Annotated in this window: 15 protein-coding genes; 7 read left to right on the top strand and 8 right to left on the bottom strand. The window is 59.6% G+C overall.

The window, feature by feature from the left end; genetic code table 11:
• Positions 1–9: 9 nt before the first annotated feature.
• The 3 genes from VR863_RS07990 to traA all read right to left on the bottom strand — a co-directional run bounded on the left by VR863_RS07990 (position 10) and on the right by traA (position 4,831).
• On the bottom strand, positions 10–1,077 hold the full coding sequence (locus VR863_RS07990) for a DUF1176 domain-containing protein (RefSeq protein ID WP_324827944.1): 1,068 nt from the start codon (positions 1,075–1,077) through the stop codon (positions 10–12).
• A 74-nt stretch (positions 1,078–1,151) separates the two neighbouring features.
• The gene (locus VR863_RS07985) at positions 1,152–1,934 is read right to left on the bottom strand and encodes a DUF6118 family protein (RefSeq protein WP_324827943.1); all 783 of its coding nucleotides are present in this window, start codon (positions 1,932–1,934) and stop codon (positions 1,152–1,154) included.
• 11 nt (positions 1,935–1,945) lie between these two features.
• Positions 1,946–4,831, bottom strand: a complete 2,886-nt coding sequence (gene traA / locus VR863_RS07980) for a Ti-type conjugative transfer relaxase TraA (protein ID WP_324827942.1) — start codon at positions 4,829–4,831, stop codon at positions 1,946–1,948.
• 173 nt (positions 4,832–5,004) lie between these two features.
• On the opposite strand from traA, the gene VR863_RS07975 reads away from it, so the two are divergent.
• Together VR863_RS07975 and VR863_RS07970 are read left to right on the top strand one after the other, a co-directional pair.
• Positions 5,005–5,310, top strand: a complete 306-nt coding sequence (locus VR863_RS07975; protein WP_324827941.1) for a conjugal transfer protein TraD — start codon at positions 5,005–5,007, stop codon at positions 5,308–5,310.
• Between the two features lie 22 nt (positions 5,311–5,332).
• Entirely contained in the window at positions 5,333–5,563 is a 231-nt protein-coding gene (locus VR863_RS07970; RefSeq protein WP_324827940.1) for a conjugal transfer protein TraD, read from the top strand.
• 132 nt (positions 5,564–5,695) lie between these two features.
• Here VR863_RS07970 and cls read toward each other — a convergent pair whose 3' ends face one another.
• Together cls and VR863_RS07960 are read right to left on the bottom strand one after the other, a co-directional pair.
• Positions 5,696–7,093, bottom strand: coding sequence for a cardiolipin synthase (cls, locus tag VR863_RS07965; RefSeq protein WP_324827939.1), 1,398 nt, complete (start codon positions 7,091–7,093; stop codon positions 5,696–5,698).
• 4 nt (positions 7,094–7,097) lie between these two features.
• On the bottom strand, positions 7,098–7,661 hold the full coding sequence (locus tag VR863_RS07960; protein ID WP_324827938.1) for an HdeD family acid-resistance protein: 564 nt from the start codon (positions 7,659–7,661) through the stop codon (positions 7,098–7,100).
• A gap of 154 nt (positions 7,662–7,815) precedes the next feature.
• Here VR863_RS07960 and VR863_RS07955 point away from each other — a divergent pair, with 154 nt between their 5' ends.
• A complete protein-coding gene (locus VR863_RS07955) occupies positions 7,816–9,411 on the top strand; it encodes a SulP family inorganic anion transporter (RefSeq protein WP_324829239.1) in 1,596 nt (531 codons plus the stop codon).
• A 49-nt stretch (positions 9,412–9,460) separates the two neighbouring features.
• On the opposite strand, the gene VR863_RS07950 is transcribed toward VR863_RS07955, so the two are convergent.
• A complete protein-coding gene (locus tag VR863_RS07950; protein WP_324827937.1) occupies positions 9,461–10,054 on the bottom strand; it encodes a hypothetical protein in 594 nt (197 codons plus the stop codon).
• Positions 10,055–10,132: 78 nt separating this feature from the next.
• A complete protein-coding gene (locus VR863_RS07945) occupies positions 10,133–10,999 on the bottom strand; it encodes a PPK2 family polyphosphate kinase (protein WP_324827936.1) in 867 nt (288 codons plus the stop codon).
• A gap of 166 nt (positions 11,000–11,165) precedes the next feature.
• Here VR863_RS07945 and VR863_RS07940 point away from each other — a divergent pair, with 166 nt between their 5' ends.
• Positions 11,166–11,732 carry a DUF1003 domain-containing protein gene (locus VR863_RS07940; RefSeq protein ID WP_324827935.1) on the top strand — a complete coding sequence of 189 codons (567 nt, stop codon included), beginning with the start codon at positions 11,166–11,168 and terminating at the stop codon, positions 11,730–11,732.
• Between the two features lie 19 nt (positions 11,733–11,751).
• Here VR863_RS07940 and VR863_RS07935 read toward each other — a convergent pair whose 3' ends face one another.
• A complete protein-coding gene (locus VR863_RS07935) occupies positions 11,752–12,468 on the bottom strand; it encodes a VIT1/CCC1 transporter family protein (RefSeq protein WP_324827934.1) in 717 nt (238 codons plus the stop codon).
• 208 nt (positions 12,469–12,676) lie between these two features.
• Here VR863_RS07935 and VR863_RS07930 point away from each other — a divergent pair, with 208 nt between their 5' ends.
• From VR863_RS07930 to VR863_RS07920, 3 genes are all read left to right on the top strand, one after another.
• Positions 12,677–13,714 carry a DUF389 domain-containing protein gene (locus tag VR863_RS07930; protein ID WP_324827933.1) on the top strand — a complete coding sequence of 346 codons (1,038 nt, stop codon included), beginning with the start codon at positions 12,677–12,679 and terminating at the stop codon, positions 13,712–13,714.
• 63 nt (positions 13,715–13,777) lie between these two features.
• On the top strand, positions 13,778–15,259 hold the full coding sequence (locus tag VR863_RS07925; protein WP_324827932.1) for a thymidine phosphorylase family protein: 1,482 nt from the start codon (positions 13,778–13,780) through the stop codon (positions 15,257–15,259).
• On the top strand, positions 15,259–16,149 hold the full coding sequence (locus VR863_RS07920; RefSeq protein WP_324827930.1) for a ribose-phosphate diphosphokinase: 891 nt from the start codon (positions 15,259–15,261) through the stop codon (positions 16,147–16,149). Before VR863_RS07925 ends, VR863_RS07920 begins: the two co-directional genes overlap by 1 nt.
• The last annotated feature ends 18 nt before the right edge of the window (positions 16,150–16,167 follow it).

Below are 16,167 nucleotides of genomic sequence, written 5' to 3'. Positions count from 1 at the left end.
GATCGCGAGCTAATCGCCGTCGCCAATTGGATCGTTGGCCGTCTGCCAAAGGGAGGGCCATGTCCCTGGCTGCGCACCGCTACATACTTCGAGCGAGCGGTATGCAGTGAGCCGAAATATTTCTCCATCCCAAGCCCAAGAAGCTGAGGTTCCGCAATCGGCAAGGCCGCGTCCTTTGGACCATTCCGTGAGTAGCCGATCCTCGCTGCTATAGCCCGCTCCGGTTAGCATGTGTTGCCAGGGTGAGCCTAGGCGATACTCTGCCATCTCTTCCGGCAATTCGATGGGTGCAAGGTCCCAGCTTCCCTCCTCATCAATTACCACGATGACAGAGGGGCCTTGATAGGCGCCCAGGAAGCACCCAACAATTCCAACTGTGTACGTGGAATCCAATCGGTAGGTTTCGACACCTAACGGAAAGTCTTCGGGAGGGTTCTCCTCGCAGCCTTCCCCAAGGCTACGTATCGTTCTGACATCAGACGAGCTGAGCAAGCGGGGTGGAGCGCTGGACGTTGCAGGCTGAGCAATTCGTGGAAGTACAGGAGCGGGAGGGACGTCAGTTGCAGGCTGTTGGCCTCTGGCGACGATCGCAGTCACTGTCCCGGCTCGTCCTTGCTTGTCATCGATCCAACGCAAGGCTGCGCTGGCACCGCTAGAAGGCAGAGTGCCAATCACATTGCCATGATGGCTCATGACCTCGACAATGCGCGCTCGCGCTAAAGCGCTCAAAAATGCATACGGATCGCCGACAAGCTGACCATTGTTCTCGAACTTAAAACCTTCTTCGCGACCATCGAATCTTATGCGTCCTGATTCAATCGGTCCACCAAACGCTGGAAACCCTTCCACCTGAGGGGCTGCCTGAGGGAGCGCACTACGGGTGACGTGAAGTGTCCATTCGTCCGCACTGCCGCCAGATGCAAAGCCCGCAATTGCTTCGCAATGCAGGACATTGTCACAAGCAACCGTCCAATCTGAAAATTGTGATGGCTGGGGGATCGAAATGACCCCCGCCACGAACAACGATAGCATCGCTGTGCATAAGGTGATCGTCTTTGCGAGGATGGTACTGATCATTAGGAAGAATTATCTCTAGTGAATGAGGGCCGCAACTGGATCGTCACCTTGCTTTGCTTGATTATTCGTTTGGATCAAGAATCCGTCATGTTTTCCTGTCTTACTTGAACTGAACACCGCACTGGACCGGCCGCCTTTTGCGCCCTTTCGTTACATCGCTCCAAGGCTTCGCGGTTCGCGCTAAGGATCCGTTGCGCATCCACCAATTCCTCCCATGCTTCGGGATTCTGTGACCGGATCAACCGAATGCCTGCTTCCAAGGTCGTGGGTTCGCCAACGGCTTTGCGAGCCATCCGTTCGGGCCAATGCCAGCTTTCAGGCATGGCGCGCGCGATGGTGCCGGGCAGGATCGACCATAGCAACATACCGGCAGCCAACCCCATTCCTGCAAAGCGCCATGTTTGGCGCTTCTGTTCGTCCTCGGCGCGGACACGCCCGACCATCGCGCTGAGCTGCATGGCGGCGCTGTCAAAGTGCCTGCGGCCCTGCCGGAACAGGTCGCTGCTGTCCCGCAGCATGTCGAGCGAGGCGCGCTTGATCTGAACCGCGATGTCTTCCGGCGTCAGCTCGATGGCAGGCTTGTTGCCGATCGTGCTCAACGTCTTGGAGACCTGCGCCAGATGATCGGCCATCTGGGCGAGCGTAGCTGTGTAGTCCGGGATCACGATGTCGGCTCGTTCCCTGGCCATGTTCTGGACCGTATGGCGCACCATTGCCATTTCACCTTCGAGGCGAGCGAAGGCTTCCGTTGCCGGATCGGACGCTTCCGCCGCTTCCATCTCCAATTTCAGCTGCGGGGCGGGCGGTTCCTCGACTTCGAGGTCCAACTGCACTTCTTCGATGTTGTCGTCGTCCATGGTTCTTTCTCCTAGATGCCCATGTCGAAAGCGCGGGTGCGCTCGCGGGTGAGGGTTGCGGTAAGTTCGTTTGCGATGGTGCGTTCGGGCTTCGGATTGATGCCGAGTTCGCGGGTCTTGCCGCGCAGCAGGCCTTCGACCTGCGGATCGCGTTCAAGCCCCTTCGCCAGTTCGGTCAGCTTTGCCGACACACGAGCAGCGCCCGCGCGGTCACCTTGCTGCTCAAGCTGCTTGCGCGCCGTGCTCAACCCCTGCCAGTCGCTAACAAAGCGCTCGGTTCGCAGCGCCGGATCGGTGCGCACGGCGGCTTCGTGCTGCATGGCGCGCATGGCCTCCTGACTGCGCCCGCCAGCGGCTTCTGCAATCAGCTCAGGACGCCGATCCAGCGCCTTGGCGAGATCGGTGGCGGCATGGGGTCGGATCGCGTCGAGCGCCTTTCCAGCCTTCTCCAGCGCGTCTTTCTGGTGCGGAAGGACGGGCAAGCCCTGGGCCTGCATCGTGCCGATATCGCCAAGCGCACGGGCGAAGCGTTCGGCCGCGCGACGCTGGTCGTCTTGCATGTTCGCCGATGCCGGGATTGGCTCAAGCTGGCGGGCCTGCGGACGGAAGTTTCCGAAGATGGACTTGGCCTTCTGCGGCACCTGCCGAACCATCTCGATGATCCGCTCGCGGAAGCTGATGCCGCGCAGTACGGCGAAGGCCTGTTCGGGCTTGTAGTCGCCTGCCATGTCCTTTCCGCGCTCGCGGCTCAGCATGCGAACAAGTTTGGACTGATCGGCAAAATCATCGCGGCCATAGTGGAGCGCCAACCCGTCGCGGTGTCGCGACATGGCAACATAGGCGGAATGGCTATCCATGCCCGGAGTGGCGAGCACATGCGTGCGGTCCACGGTCATGCCCTGCGCCTTGTGGATCGTGGCCGCGTAGCCATGATCGATATGGGCATAGTCCTTGGTGTCGAAGGCGACTTCCCGGCCATCCTCGGTGCGCACGGCCATGCTCTGCGGACTGGCCATTGCGACCGTGCCCAGCGTGCCGTTCTTGACCCCAAGCCCGCGTTCGTTGCGCAGGAAGATGATGTGGTCGCCAGATGCAAATTGCCGCTCGCCGCGTGCAGCCTTGATCGTGGCATCGGTACCCAGCGCGCCAGCCTCGCGCATCTTCTCGCGCGCCATTGTGTTCAGCTCGCGGACCTCGTCATTGGTGTGGGTGAGGATGATCCGGCTGTCGGCGGGGCTGGCCTGCCGCTCCCGATCCCAGCGCTCGATCAGCTCTGTCCGTGCAACTGCGCGCGTGTCGGCGGCATGGACCATCCCGCGCTCCTCATAGGTGCGGATCGCTTCTCCGGTGCGGCCCGTGGCGAGCTGCCGCGTCGCATCCTGCTGCCATGCCGATAGCTGGCGGCGGACTTCGCTGATCTCGACCCCGCCGTGGCGCTCATGGATCGCCCGGAATGCCGCGCCTGCCTCGATGGCCTGAAGCTGCTGCTGGTCGCCAACCAGAACCACCTTCGCTCCGGCCCTGGCGGCAGCGACGAGCACGCGCTCCATCTGGCGCGTGCCGACCATGCCTGCTTCGTCTATGACGAGCACGTCGCGGGACGTGAGCTGTTCACGCCCTTTGCTCCATTGATGCTCAAGGCTGGCAATGGTGCGCGATGCGATGCCTGAGCCGTTCTCCAGCCCCTCGGCGGCAATGCCAGAGAGCGCTGCGCCGCGCACATTGTAGCTCGCGCTTTCCCAGGCCTCACGCGCCACGCCTAGCATCGCGCTCTTGCCGGTCCCCGCATAGCCGACGACAACCGATAGACCCTTGCCTTTCGTCACATGCTCGAAAGCGGTTTTCTGCTCGCCAGACAGGGCCAGCCCGCGCTTCGCAGCGCTGTGGAAAGCGGCGTTCCGCTGCACATCATTGACGGCGTGACCGGTGCGCTGCGCCATCGTGTCGGCGGCGCGATGCAGGCGCTGTTCGGTCTCGATCATTGCTCGCGAAGTGAACCGGTCCTGCCCGCGTCCATCCTTGCCAAGGGCGACTATGTCAGTTGATGCTCGAACGGCCTTGTAGGCAGCGTCGAACTGCTCTTTGCCGTCGCTGTGCCGGTGAACGAAGGCCGCAAGGTCGCGCTTGGTGAATGTGGCTTGCTGGTGCGTGATGGCATCCAGAGCCAGCTCCGGATTGGCGATGATCCGCTCGCCGTTGCGCTGCGCAATCGCGCGGTGTTCCTCGATCCGCTCGGCTTCCAGCCCGCGTCCGCCGATGCGCGAGGCAGCAGGGCCGATCTTGTCCTGCGGTTCCAGCGCAATACCCTGCGCTTCCAGGCTGCGGTGATCGATCCGCGCATCTATTTCGCGCTCTGCCAGGGCGCGGTTCACATGATCGGCCCAGCGCTCGCGCCATTGCTCGATCAGCGTAGTCTTGTTCCAGTCGCGGACCTTTGCGCCAAAGTCGCCCTTGGTGACCTCCCGCATCGTCAGCATGACATGCGCGTGCGGCTTGGCCTTGCCGTCTTCGCCGATATCCCAATGGACATTGAGATCGGCGATCATGCTTTTCTCGACGAACTCGGCTTTGACGAACTCGCGCGCCAGCTTGATGTTGTCTTTCTTCGACAACTCGCGGGGCAGGGCGAACTCCACCTCGCGGGCAAGCTGGGCATCCTTGCGCCTCTCGGCAGCCTCGACCGCGTTCCACAAGGTGGTGCGGTCGGCGAAGGCTTCGGGCGCGCCCTTGGGCAGCAACACCTCGGAATGGAGAACGCCTGCCTTGTTGGTGAAATCATGGGTTCTGTCGATGCGTTCATCGTGCAACCGTTCGCCTGCCCGATAGGCTGCCGCCGCCACGGCACTGCGACCGCTCGACCGTCCGATGACCTTTGCGCTGAAGTGAAAGATTGCCATGACGGCAATCCAGTTACACTCCAAACGCCACGTCGGCACGACGTATAAGCGCGCCCTCTCATGATAAAATCCTGATCGGGACTAGGCCGTATCACACTGTCCCGGCGACCTTACTGCATTGGATTACAAGCACGATTATCATGGCTCCATCACACCAACGATGGAGATGTCCCATGCGCAAACCCCGCGATTTTGATTCGGAACTCAAGGCACTTGCCGACAAGGCAAAGCAATTGAAGGAGCGCCGGGTGCGCGACCTTGGTGCGCTGGTCACGGCAACCGGAGCCGACGCGCTCGATGCCGATATCCTGGCAGGCGCATTGCTCGACGCTGCCGCCAATGCCGACAAGGCCATAGGGGAGGGCTGGCGCAAGCGCGGCGCGGCCTTCTTTCAGGGCAAGGCACGCGACACTGCGAGCGGACCTCGCCAGCAGCAGGAAGGCACTCTGCCGCTCGACGGCGGCGCGGCATCGGCTTGACGCGGCAAAGGCACGAACCGACATGCGCGAATGGCAAGTGAAACGCCGCGAGCGGACCCGGCAGCTGATCGAGCTGGGCGGCTTGGTCGCCAAGGCCGATCTGGTCGAGCTGACCGACGATGATCGCGCCGCACTCTACGGCGCATTCCTTACCGTCGCCGCAAAGCTGCGCGGACCGGATGGGGCGCAGGCACTGGTGCTGTTCCGGCGCAAGGGGAAGAGGGCGTTTGAGGCGGAGAACTCAGCTCAGTAAGCGCGGAGCGCAACTCCCGTATCTCGCCTTTGAAAGGTGCTTTTTCGCGTCAGCTTTGCGCCCCACAGTATGCCGTTGCGGCAATGGGCATGAAGCACCAAAAGCTGACATCCACTCCAACCTCACTGAAGGCTATAAAAGCGGGCTCGTTAAACGGGCCAAATTCTCTACAACTCGAGCCAACTTCGGCCGAGCATCCCATTCTGTCCGTGAGATAGGCCCCGCACTCTCGATCATCCGTTCGACGGTTTCGGCAAGCGCTGCGATCGATGCTTCATCATAAATGACGAGACTCAGCTCATCGTTCAATATGAGAGATCGAATGTCCAGGTTCCCGGAACCGACAACACCCACTTGCCTGTCAGAGACTACGACCTTGGCATGCAGCAGACCATCGCGCGCCGCGACAAGCTGGACACCAATATCGAGTAACTCGGAGTAGTATGATTCCTGTGCGAGATGGACGATGGGATGGTCGCGCACGCGCGAAACCGCAATGACAATTTCGACACCGCGCAATCTGGCAAGCTTCATGGCGGCCAAGACCGATGGATCGGGTATCAAGTACGGCGTGACTATGAGTATCCGCGAACAGGCGGAATGAATGACCTGAAGTAGCAGTGAGCGAAATCCCTCCGGAGAGAAGTCTGGACCACTCGCGAGAACTTGAAGCCTGGCATTTCCGGCAGCCTTGGGGATGGAAATCTTGTCCCCTAACCATTCTCCAGTCTCATTCTGCCAGTCGACGGCAAAGATCGCTTCCAGCTCCGCCACGACGGGGCCTTGCGACCGAACAACCACCTCTTGATTGACAATGCCGGGTCGGAAATCTGCAGCCACAATATTCTGCGACCCCACGTAAGCGGTATCGCCATCGATCAAATAGAGCTTGCGGTGGTTGCGAAGGTCCCGACGGGTCCAGCGTCGAAGCGAATGCAGGGCCAGGGTTGCCCGCACGTCCACTCCTATTCCCCTAAGCATGGACTGGATTTCACGAAACCAGTGTGCCGATCCGATGGGATCGACCAGTACGCGGCATTGGACACCGCGCTTCACTGCTCTTTCTAGAGCCGCCACGACCTTCTTGCCTGTGCTGTCGCTGGCAAAGATATAGGCAACCATGTGGACGCGCTCGCTAGCTTCGTCGATATCGGTGACCAGCTGATCGATCATCGCCTGGTAGTCGACGAGCAATTCCAGATTGTTTCCGCCGATGGCGGGCATCAGGCCGCTGTTCGCTACGACTTTTTCTGTCAGATCTTCGGACTTGGAACCGTCAGGGTCTTCCCGTGCGATCGAGTTCGCCAGCTTCGAGAATTCGGGGAGGCGGGCGGTGAACTGCCGTGTTCTCCAGCGTGGAAGCGACGCACTGCCAATGGCCAGATACAAGACGATGCCGGGGACGGGCAGAAAGAAAATGAGGAGAAGCCAGCTTGTGGCAGTCGCGGCGGGTTTCCGGACAGGAACGATCAACAGCGCCGTAATGCGGATCGCCCATTCAAGCGCATAATAGGCAAGGCCCCAGCTCAATGTCTTAGATGCTGGGGTTCTTGCGTAGCATCCAGCCGAACATCAGAATCGAAATACCTCTGAAGGCGAAGCCCGCTCCCACCAAAATGGCCAATAGGACCAGCGCAAGCTCAGGGGAAGAGAACAGGAAATACAGGCCGATCAGGACATCAACGATGCCAAGAAACAGTAATAGCCCGCGATGCCCACCCCCTCGAATGGCCGAGACGACTTCCATCACGCCGGAAACCACGAACATGGCGCCCGCGATCCAGGCGAGCGTCACAGCTCCGATCAAGGGATTGATGGCTGTCAGAACGCCCGCAGCGATGGAAAGCAGGCCGAAAATTATGTCGACCAGGCGGTGAGAAAGTCCATTATCCGTGAAGCCGACCAATAGAGCGATTCCTCCTCCAAGGAGGAATATGAAACTCAAGAACAGGCCGCTCACAATTCCGGTTGCAACCGGGTTGAGGACGGCCAGCAAGCCAACCACGATCATCGCCAACCCCAGTGCGACAACCCAGGTCCATGCCCTCTCGTTTCGATCCTGTGTCAAGGCGGTTCCTTCCTTGCCCTTGTCAGGCAATCTTTGAAGCTGCGCAAACCTGCTCTGGCACATGAGAGGTGCGAGGCATCTAATCGACAACAAGGAATGGACTGCTAGAAGCGCAAATTCAAAGAAATTGTGCGAGGGTTGATTGCCGACCGTTTCAATTCGTCCTGAATTCTTCAGGAAAGACGTGTTGGCCGGACTTGCCGTGGCCGGACTACTGCTGCCCGAAGCTGCAGCCTATGCCGCCATAGCCGGACTGCCACCCAGGGCGGGGCTGACCGCCGCGATCATTGGTGGCCTCGTTTATCTGATTGTCGGGCGAAGCCGGCTAGCGATCGTTTCGCCGACATCCTCCGCTGCGGCGATCCTTGCCGCGTCTCTCGCGTCGCTTCAAACAAATGTCGCGGGATATACCGGAGCTGCAGCGGTGCTCACGGCCCTCGTGGGCCTGATCTTCATTACTTTGTCGCTCGCGCAGATTGGCGTCATTACGGGGTTCATATCCCGTCCGGTTCTGCGCGGCTTCGGCTTTGCCCTCGGGCTAACGATTATTGTCGGGCAGTTGCCGCACATGACGGGGATTGACACTGGGTACGGCAGTGTCTGGCATACGCTGAGCCAATTGTGGAGCCAGATCGGCGCGACCAACATTGCGAGTCTCGCCACGGGCGTTGCAACGCTTGGACTGTTCCTGTCGCTGCGCCGCTTCCGGTCGATCCCCGCCGGGCTTACGGTTCTCCTCGCAGGCATCATGGCAAGCAGTTTCTTGGGGCTACGTGAGCTCGGCGTCGAAATGGCCCCGGCAGTCGATTTCGCGCTCTCTTGGCGCCAAGGTCTCCAAGGTCAGCTCAGTGCGATACCCGAGCTTGCGCGCATGGCAGTACCGATTGCGCTCATCCTGTTCGCGGAGAGTTGGGGAACGATGCGAACTCTTGCCATTCGGCACGGCGAGCAGCTTCAAGCCTCGCGCGAGGTTGCGGCATTGGGCCTTGCCAATCTTGCCTCGGGGGCAATGCAGGGCATGCCCGTGGGAGCCGGCTTCTCCGCTGGCTCGGCGAATGAAGCGGCTGGGGCGCGATCCCGTCTTGCCGGCGCGACCGCATGTTTCGTGCTGGTTCTCGTCCTGATGCTCGCACCAGGGGCGGTTTCGCTGATCCCGGCACCCGTGCTCTCAGCGGTCGTCATTGCAGCCTTGCTGCATTCCCTGTCGATCGCCCCCTTCGAACAGCTGAAGCGGCTACGCCGCGACTACCCGCTCGCGATCGCCGCAGCTCTGGGTGTGCTGGTCTTCGGCGTGCTCAATGGAATGCTTTTCGCCATTGGACTCTCGCTGGCAGACCTGTTGCACCGACTGGCTCGACCCGTAATCAGCGAGCTCGGTCGGCAACAGCCACACAGCCACAATTTCGTTGATCTCAATGCCCATAAGGAAGCGCAACGAATAGTCGGGCTGGCGATTTACCGGCCCAATGCCCCGCTGATCTTTGCGAATGCGGAATCGGTACTTGGCCAAGTCGGCGAAGCGGCTCTCGCAGCGAATACGGAGGTCGTTGTTTTAAGCCTCGAAGAAACCGATGATCTGGACAGCACCGCCATCGAGGCGTTGCTCGAACTGGAAGTGATCCTCCAACGTAACGGGATCGAACTGGTGCTTGCTCGCTTGCACGACCGGGCGCGCGAGGGTCTCAGAAATGCCGGCTCGAAGCTGGCAGAGGAAGGTTCCTTCAGTGTGATGGACGCGGTATCCGGAGCCAGATCGCGGCTGCAGGCCCTATCGTCATGACTGCCTTTACTCCACCTGCCCTGCGCTTTCCCGTAATCTCAGACTACGATCACCGCTTCTTCGAGGTGGTCCTTCGAACCTCTTCGCGCAAATCGGCAAGTCGGCTTTTGTATCCTTGGGCATCACCGTAATCGGGAAATCCCTGGTAGCGATGATGTGGGCTGAGGGGGGCTCTCGCGTGCTTGATCGGACACCAATACTGCTCGGTCAAGCTGGCAATCTCGCGGACATAGGAAATCACGCCATTGCCATAGCTGCAATAGAGGCAGTTCAGCTTCTCCAGCAGGTTGAGATAGGGCAAATATTGCCGATCGATTACCACAAATGCGGACCGTTTGACACGCGGGATACGGTAGGCGCGGAAACAAAGCTGCTGATACAGCGTGGCCCACAGATCGAGCAGAACGAGCGGCACGATCATGGAATAGATCACCGGAGCCGTGAGCACTGATGAGATCTGTGCCTGACCGACATATGTTACCAATTTCGTCTTGAGAGCGCGCTGCCCCTGCCGAAATTCATCTTCGAGAGTCCGGGCCTTGGTGAGGATTTCCGATCGCGTAGGCAGTTGCGCGATTTCCTCGCGTAGTTCGAGCTCGAGCCTGTGCATCTGGCCCAGTATGTCGGCAATTCTTTCGTTCATCCGATTACCCCAACAGCAACGTGATCGCCATTACACGAAGGTTGGGCCCTTCGCATTTCCCTACTGGCCAAAAGAGCTTCACAGGCCTGTTTCGCGCTCGATGGACCGCTCTTCGTTGACAGTTTGATGATATTTCCGGCGAATGTCATCCAGGTCCACCCGGGGAGGGGGTATGTGGAGCTGCAGGCTTTCCATCTCCTCCGCAATGATCTTTGAAATCGCCAAATCGCGAAACCACTTGTGGTTCGAAGGTATTACGAACCAAGGCCCCCATTCGGTGCTGGTCCGTTCCAGTACATCTTCATAGGCCTTTACGTATTCCGGCCAGTTTTCCCTTTCGGAATAGTCGCTTTCGCTGATCTTCCAGTTTCTTAGCGGGTCTTCGATCCGTTTCCGAAACCGTTCGAGCTGCTCTTGAGGACTGATATGCAGAAAGAATTTCAGGATACGTGTTCCGTTCTCCGCAAGTAGATGCTCGAACCGATTGATCGCATCGAACCTCGACGTCAACTTTGCCTCGGGTGCCAGACGGTGGACGCGGGCGACCAGAACATCCTCATAATGGGAGCGATTGAATATCGCGACTTCGCCTTGGGCGGGCACTTGGGCATGGACGCGCCAGAGGAAGTCGTGAGCAAGTTCAACCTGCGTCGGTTGCTTGAAGCTATGCACACGGGTCCCCTGGGGATTGAGGCCGGTAAACAGATGCCGGATCACGCCATCCTTGCCCGCAGCATCCATTCCCTGAAGCACGATAAGAAGCGATGACTCGGCCGCCGCATAGAGCAGGTATTGAAGGCGATCGATCTGTTCGACAGCAGCCCGTTTGACATTCTCGGAGTCCTCGCGGCGCAAATCATGACCGGTATACGCGGGGGCACGGTCAGCCAGACGCACGGACTGTCCAGTCACGATTCGAAATTCAGATCTATATTCCAAGCTCACCGAACTCCCTCTTCATCCGTCCTGCGAGATGTCTCGATATTCGATTTGTGATCAATTGAGCAGACGGAATCGTGTCTCTTCTTGCCAAGATCGCTATCACCGGATGGATCAGCCAACACTATTACGTAAGCGCACGTCAAAAGCGGCGCGCCGAGGAGAAAACCGGATGCCCAACTTAACCCGTCTCACAGTCGATCTTGCGCGCAAGCATTTGGGCCTGACCCCCATTGATGCCGAAGAGCGGCGCGTCATGGAACATATCGAGCAACGACGCCCCATAAGTCAGGATGCAGGTGAACTCGCCGAACGGGAGGATACGTTTTGGGATCGCCTTGCCGACGGTGTCGCCCGCGTGGGTGGATCATGGCCATTTATCGCCACATTCCTGCTTTTCCTTGTCGTATGGACCGCAATCAACGGATATTTCCTGACCTCGCAGCAGGCATTCGATCCATACCCCTATATTTTCCTCAATCTCATCCTTTCGATGCTTGCCGCGCTTCAGGCGCCGGTGATCATGATGAGCCAGAACAGACAGGCCGAAAAGGACCGTATCGCCGCAGCGCACGATTACGAAGTCAATCTGCGTTCCGAAATCGAGATCCTGGGCATGCAACAGAAGCTTGACCGGCTCCGCGGCGAGCAGCATGAAAAAATCCTGACTCAGCAGGACGAAATCCTGCGTCAGCTGAAAGCAATCGACAGCCGTTTGAAAAGCGCGTCATCCGAATAGTTTGCGGCCAAGCGTCCGATCAGACGCTGACACCGAACAGCCAGCCAACGCCGGCTGTGATGGCCATCGCGAACAAGCCCCAAACGACGACCCGCAAAGTCGCGCGCGGGATCGGCGCGGCACCGGCTTTCGCGCCCAAGGCCCCGAGGGCGGCGAGCGTGACGACAGTCACTGCAAGTACGACAGGGATGATCGCATCGGCAGGGGCAAGCAGCGCCGCCAGCAGCGGGACAGCCGCTGATACGCTGAAAGTCGCTGCGGACGTTAGCGCGGCTTGGAAAGGCCTTGCCGCGTGAGCGGCAGACAAGCCGAGTTCGTCACGGACATGCGTGCCGAGCGCATCGCGCGCGCTGAGCTCCCTCGCAACGACGAAGGCGGTTTCATCGCTCAGACCCTTTTCTCGGTATATGTCGGCCAGCTCGGCCAGTTCGGCTTCGGGATCCTCTTTCAACGCTGCGGTTTCACGGGAGATATCGGCTTTCTCGGTGTCGGATTGCGAGGAGACCGAGACATATTCGCCTGCAGCCATCGACATCGCGCCAGCCGATAGCCCGGCAAAGCCAGCGGTCAGCACGGTACCGGGGGTCGGATCGGCTGCGGCGACACCCACGATTAGAGAGGAAATCGATACAACCCCGTCATTTGCGCCCAGAACGGCGGCGCGCAGCCATCCGCTTCGTGTGACATAATGCGGATCGTCCGGATGTGCCGAGGCTCTGGGCAAGTCGTTATCCATTCATGAAGTATCCACTTCTGGGCGAGCTTTGCACTAGAACATGACTTTCGCAACGTCCCTGAAGAATGAATTCCCGACTACGGGCGTCTTTGTTCAATCGAACGCAAAGGATCACGCCTGCGCAGGCCTACACTGTTTGCCTCGTAAATATGTTCGCGTTCAACTAAACCGCGTGCGTCTTGGTTGTTGAAAGCGGGAAGAGGATTTGATGAAGAGCGGTGGACCGGATGATTCTGCAAAACCACCCAACGGCTCGGTTCAACCCGACCTGTTGCAGATCGAAAAACCAGCGGAGTCAGCCGGCTCGCAGATATTCTCGATCGATCCGTTGCCGATCGACAATCGCGAGGCGTTCAATCTTCTCTTCTTCAACCTGAAATCCCACTGGAAGCTGCCATTCGCCCTCATGCTGGCCATGAGCGCCTGCATCGCGACGCTCGGCCTGTCGGAGAATTCAGCCGCTGTCGTTATAGGCGCCATGGTTGTTGCTCCGCTGGGCCAGCCGATCCTTGCCCTGGGGGCATCCATTGCCCTTGGCTGGAAGCAGGAGATGCTCCGACTGTTTGGCCTCGTCCTGGCTGGTTCGGTTGGCGTGATGGCTGTCGCCTATCTCATCAATCTTGTCCTGCCAGTAGCAACTCCGAACGAACAGGTGCTCGCGCGAACTGCGCCCGACCTTCGCGATCTTGGCATAGCGCTGGCGGCTGGCGTTGCAGGTGCCTACGGCTATTACCGCTCGGAGTTCTCGACCGTTCTTTCCGGCGTTGCCATCGCCGTTGCCCTTGTTCCGCCGCTCTGCGTCGCAGGAATGATGCTTGAGGACCAGCGGTTCCTGCTTGCAGAGGGGGCGTTGCTCCTGTTCTTCACGAACCTTGCCGGGATTGCGGTTGCGTCCCTGCTGGTATTCTTCCTTTCGGGAACGTTTGCAGCGCCTGACCGGCGGAAATGGTTTCTTGGAGGTACGATCGCGACGGCCCTGTTTACCCTCGCCCTGTTGGACCCCTTGGCATCCAATTATGCAAATATCGCACAGCAGGCGAATGCGCAGACCCTTCGGTACCAGCAGGTCCAGAACACACTGCGGTCAGATCCGGCTACGCGTAATGTGACAGTCCTGAGCATTACGGGAGGGCAATTGGTGTTGCTGCTGGACCGCTCGCTCGAAGCTGACCCCGAGCTCGAAGCACTACGCCAGCGGGTCGAGGGCGCGACAGGTATGGAAGCCCGCTTTGTTTCAACAAATTAGATCGCCGCTGGGCCAATTGCGAATTCTCGTAATTGCTCTTCCTTTGCGCTAGGACTGCGCCCCATGAAAATCAGACATCTGCCGATCGATACGCATCCTGAGAATACGGCATTCATGCTCCGTGGCGGAAATGGCTATTCACCTGAACAGTTTCAGGCGCTGCGCAAAATACGGGTTCATGCTAGCGGGCACGAAATCCTTGCGACACTCGCGCTGATCGATGATGGCGGTCTATTGGAGAATGGCCAGATCGGACTGGGCGAGCAGGCTTTTCGCCGCCTCGCGCTTGCCGAAGGTACAGAAGTCGAGATCGAGCAGGCGCGGCCTCCTGCCAGCCTCGAATGGGTCAAGCGCAAGATCGATGGAGACACGCTCAGCGACAGCGAGCTGGAAGAGATCATCGCAGACATTGCGGCGCATCGCTACTCTCCGATGGAAATCGGGGCATTCCTGGTCGCCTGTGCAGGGTTCATGACGACGGAGGAAACGCTCGGCATCACCAATGCCATGATCGGCGTCGGCCAGCGCCTGCACTGGGATTCAAGACCCGTCGTGGACAAGCACTGCATCGGCGGAATTCCCGGAAACCGAACCTCGATGATCGTTGTGCCCATTGTTGCTGCTCACGGGCTGCTCATGCCCAAGACCTCCTCGCGCGCGATCACCTCGCCTGCGGGGACAGCGGATACGATGGAAGTGCTGGCGAATGTCGACCTTCTGCACGAGGACATGATACGCATCGCGCAAGAGGAGAACGCCTTCCTTGCCTGGGGTGGCAAGGTGCAGCTTTCGCCTGCAGACGATATCCTCATATCGGTGGAACGTCCGCTGCGCATCGACACGCATGAGCAAATGGTCGCGTCCATTCTCTCCAAGAAGGTATCCGCCGGCTCGACGCATCTCGTGCTGGACATTCCCGTCGGGCCGAGTGCCAAGGTCAGGTCGCAGGACGACGCCGTCCGATTGCGCAAGACCTTCGAATATGTTGCGCGGCATCTGGGGCTGGAGACCGAGATCGTCATTTCCGACGGTTCGCAGCCGGTCGGCCGTGGCATCGGTCCGGTTCTGGAAGCCCGTGACGTGATGGCGGTTCTGCGTAACGAGGAAGATGCGCCGCAGGACCTGCGCGAACATGCCCTTGTCCTCGCAGGCCGTATCATTGATTTCGATCCGGCGCTTGAAGGCGGGAAGGGCTATTCCCGGGCGCTCGAACTGCTGGCGTCGGGCGCCGCCCTTGCCAAGATGGAGCGAATAATCGAGGCGCAGGGCCGTCAGGTGAAAGAGTTTCCTCTGGGTGCCCACCAGCACGATATTCGCAGCCCTGCCGCCGGTCATGTGCGTGCCATCGATTGCGAGCGCATGGCACGGATTGCGCGGATCGCCGGGGCGCCAATGGACAAGGGTGCCGGTATCCACCTGCTGCGCAAGGTCGGGGAGAGAGTGCGCAAGGGTGAGGTGCTCTACCGTATCTACGCCAACTCCGAGACGGGGCTGGCCTTTGCCGCAGACCTGGCTGCCGAAGATGGCGGCTTCGAGGTGGCCTGATGGGCGCGGCAGTCCATCATTTTGATCGGGATGCGGAGCCTGCGCGACGGCTCGCCGACATATTGGGTGCCGGCAGCAACCCTATCGCCCTGCATCGCTTCCCCGATGGTGAAAGCCTTGTGCGCGTGGCTGCGCCAGTCCAACCCGCCGCTATCCTCTATTGCTCGCTCGATGATCCCAACGCGAAAATCGTGGATGTTCTGCTCTCCGCTTCGGCCCTGCACGAGAACGGCGCCACCAGGGTGATCCTGGTTGCGCCCTATCTCGGCTACATGCGGCAGGACATGGCATTCCATCCCGGCGAGGCTGTCAGCCAGCAAGTCATTGGAAAACTGATTGCTGGCGCATTTGACGGTTGCGTCACGGTGGATGCCCATCTCCATCGCATCCACGATCTCGGAGAAGTCATGCCCGGAATTCCTGCGGTAAACCTGTTCGGCAAACAGGCCCTTTCGGCTTCGCTCGACTTGTCCGTGAACCCGCTGATCGTTGGCCCTGACGGCGAGAGCGAACAATGGGTCCGGGCGATTGCCGAACCGCTCGGCCTCGACTTTCTGGTGGGTCGAAAGATGCGGGACGGGGACCGCTCGGTCGATATCGAGTTCGCCGATATCGGGCATGTTGAGGGGCGGCACGTTGTGCTGGTCGACGATGTGATTTCAAGCGGTGTGACGCTGGCCGTTGCGGCGCGGATGCTGCGCGAGGCGGACGCTGCAAAAATCGAGGCGTTGGCAACGCATTGCCTGGCAAGCAGCCAGGACCTCGCTGCCTTGCATGAGGCAGGGATCGAACGGATCCGTTCAAGTGATTCCATTCCCGGTCCGACCGCTCAGATAGAGCTGGCAGAAACGCTGGCCCACGGCATCCGCGAAAGAGGATTGATTGCATGAGTGCTTCTCCAACCGTTA

It is taken from the genome of Qipengyuania zhejiangensis (assembly GCF_035607565.1).
GTDB lineage: Bacteria > Pseudomonadota > Alphaproteobacteria > Sphingomonadales > Sphingomonadaceae > Qipengyuania > Qipengyuania zhejiangensis.
The sequence above is the reverse complement of the archived record's forward strand: the minus strand, read 5'-3'. Positions and strand labels throughout refer to the sequence as shown.

Bases quoted from the DNA above. Each gene is read 5' to 3' on its own strand.
- traA (WP_324827942.1), bottom strand. From the start codon at position 4,831: ATGGCAATCTTTCACTTCAGCGCAAAGGTCATCGGACGGTCGAGCGGT.
- VR863_RS07990 (WP_324827944.1), bottom strand. From the start codon at position 1,077: ATGATCAGTACCATCCTCGCAAAGACGATCACCTTATGCACAGCGATG.
- VR863_RS07950 (WP_324827937.1), bottom strand. From the start codon at position 10,054: ATGAACGAAAGAATTGCCGACATACTGGGCCAGATGCACAGGCTCGAG.
- VR863_RS07970 (WP_324827940.1), top strand. From the start codon at position 5,333: ATGCGCGAATGGCAAGTGAAACGCCGCGAGCGGACCCGGCAGCTGATC.
- VR863_RS07935 (WP_324827934.1), bottom strand. From the start codon at position 12,468: ATGGATAACGACTTGCCCAGAGCCTCGGCACATCCGGACGATCCGCAT.
- VR863_RS07985 (WP_324827943.1), bottom strand. From the start codon at position 1,934: ATGGACGACGACAACATCGAAGAAGTGCAGTTGGACCTCGAAGTCGAG.
- VR863_RS07975 (WP_324827941.1), top strand. From the start codon at position 5,005: ATGCGCAAACCCCGCGATTTTGATTCGGAACTCAAGGCACTTGCCGAC.
- VR863_RS07925 (WP_324827932.1), top strand. From the start codon at position 13,778: ATGAAAATCAGACATCTGCCGATCGATACGCATCCTGAGAATACGGCA.
- VR863_RS07940 (WP_324827935.1), top strand. From the start codon at position 11,166: ATGCCCAACTTAACCCGTCTCACAGTCGATCTTGCGCGCAAGCATTTG.
- VR863_RS07930 (WP_324827933.1), top strand. From the start codon at position 12,677: ATGAAGAGCGGTGGACCGGATGATTCTGCAAAACCACCCAACGGCTCG.
- VR863_RS07920 (WP_324827930.1), top strand. From the start codon at position 15,259: ATGGGCGCGGCAGTCCATCATTTTGATCGGGATGCGGAGCCTGCGCGA.